This is a genomic window from Kitasatospora humi (assembly GCF_020907985.1).
Classification (GTDB): Bacteria; Actinomycetota; Actinomycetes; order Streptomycetales; family Streptomycetaceae; genus Kitasatospora; species Kitasatospora humi.
Genome location: NZ_JAJJPA010000126.1, coordinates 1 through 1,952 on the forward strand (window position 1 = coordinate 1; position 1,952 = coordinate 1,952).

Below are 1,952 nucleotides of genomic sequence, written 5' to 3' on the forward strand. Positions count from 1 at the left end.
CGGAAAGAAGATCAACGGGTCGAGTAGCCGGGAGGGATCTCACCTCCCGGCCCTCACAGAACCGTGCGTAACAGTCTCCCGTTACACGGCTCTTGCCGCTCTGATCTCAGATCATTAGGGCTCCCTGCGTGGGTGAAAGGCGCCAGTGGGCGAACATGCGGGGGTACCGCTTCGCGATCTCCCGCAGCTTCGCCAGCGCCTTCCGCTTACCCGCGAGCCGTCTGTACTTCTTGCGGATCCAGCGCACCAGGTAGGCGTTGATGCGCATGACGAAGGAGTGCAGCTCCCACGGCCGGAACCGGCCGTAGTAGTTGAGCCAGCCAGCCACCACCGGATTGATCCGTCGGGCGAGCTCGCTGAAGGACAGGTCGGACCGCCGGTGCAGGTTCCAGGACCGCACCTCCCGCCCAATCCTGGTCAGGGCCTCCCTGCTGATCGCCGGCTCGAACGACAGGAACAAGTTCCCGTACCGACTCCGGCTCCTCCTGGCGCGGAACGTGTACCCGAGGAACGTGAACGCCTCGTGCTCGTACGAGCCGCTGCGCATGCCGTCCTTGCAGTACACGATCCGGGTCTTGTCCGGGTGCAGTTGCAGTCCGACCTCGACCATCCTGTCCGTCAGCGCCGCCAGGACCTCACGGGCCTGGCGCTCGGAGACGCAGTGCAGCACCGCATCGTCCGCGTAGCGTTCGAACTGCACGGTCGGGTACTCCCGGGCCATCCAGGTGTCGAACGCGTAGTGCAGGAACAGGTTCGCCAGCACGGGAGACACCGGGGCGCCCTGCGGCGTCCCGCGCTCCCGTTTCACCAGGGTGCCGTCGGGCATGACGAGCGGGGCGGCGAGCCACCTGCGCACGTACAACTTCACCCAGACGGCATCCGTATGGATCTCCACCGCCTTGACGAGCAGGTCCCAGGGCACGCTGTCGAAGAATTTCTGGATGTCGAGCTCGACCACCCAGTTCTTCTTCCAGCACCGCTCCCGGCATTTTCCCACCGCGTCCAGGGCAGACCGTCCAAGCCGGTATCCATAGCTGTCCGGATGGAAAATCGGATCCACCCTTCGCATCAGATGCCGGGCCACCACAGTCTGCGCCACCCGGTCGGCGACAGCGGGAATGCCAAGCATTCTCGTGCCACTACCGTGAGGCTTCGGGATCTCCACCGCGCGCACCGGAGGCGGGAAGTACGAGCCCGACGACATACGATTCCAGACCTTGTACAGGTTTCCCTGGATGTCCTTCTCGAAATCGGCGATGCTCTGCCCGTCCACTCCCGGTGCACCCTTGTTAGCCCTGACTTCCTTCCACGCCTCCACAACTTCCCGCTTCGAGATATCAAACGGCTTGATCCGAGACTTCAACTGGCTCACCCCACTCCTCCCGGAGAACATCCGGTTGATGTGATCAACACAGTCACGAGCGGCCCGGCCCCTTCGCTCCACCCCCGTTACAGGAGCCTCATCACTACTACGGACCGGTCCGCCAGCAGGACCCGCATCGGTACTCGACCCCTCACAGTTGCATCTGCTTGGGGCACTCCCTCTCCCCCGCCCATTCCGGCGGGGAGCGTCGGGACCTGCCTTCTCCTGTTCCATGCGAGAGCCGCAGACCGGACTCACGTCGCCTCCATGCCGGACACCGCCTGGCCAGTAAACGGGCGCCCTCCAGGCTCATCCCGGGGACTTGCGTACTCCCCGGTTTCGATGTCATCTGTTGCCATTTCGACACGTCAGCAGCGATTCACTTGCGTTCGTCTTTCCGATCCCCACCTGACGCCTCTTACGACGCCTTTTCCTTATCGCTCACCACGACGGTCTTCAGCCAACGCAGCATAAGGTGGTTTGAAGCCTCCCCCCGCAGGGCGGCTCCGAAGGGCCAGACCTTCATCTCTCACACAGCACCGCTATTGAAGTTCGCTACCACCAACTCCTTTTCGCGTTCAGGACACAC

General features: G+C 63.3%; 1 protein-coding gene. It reads right to left on the bottom strand.

Annotation, left to right across the window (positions count from 1 at the left end):
• Positions 1–106: 106 nt before the first annotated feature.
• Complete coding sequence (gene ltrA / locus LN042_RS36665) at positions 107–1,372, bottom strand: group II intron reverse transcriptase/maturase (protein ID WP_230055800.1); 1,266 nt, start codon at positions 1,370–1,372, stop codon at positions 107–109.
• Positions 1,373–1,952 lie beyond the last annotated feature (580 nt).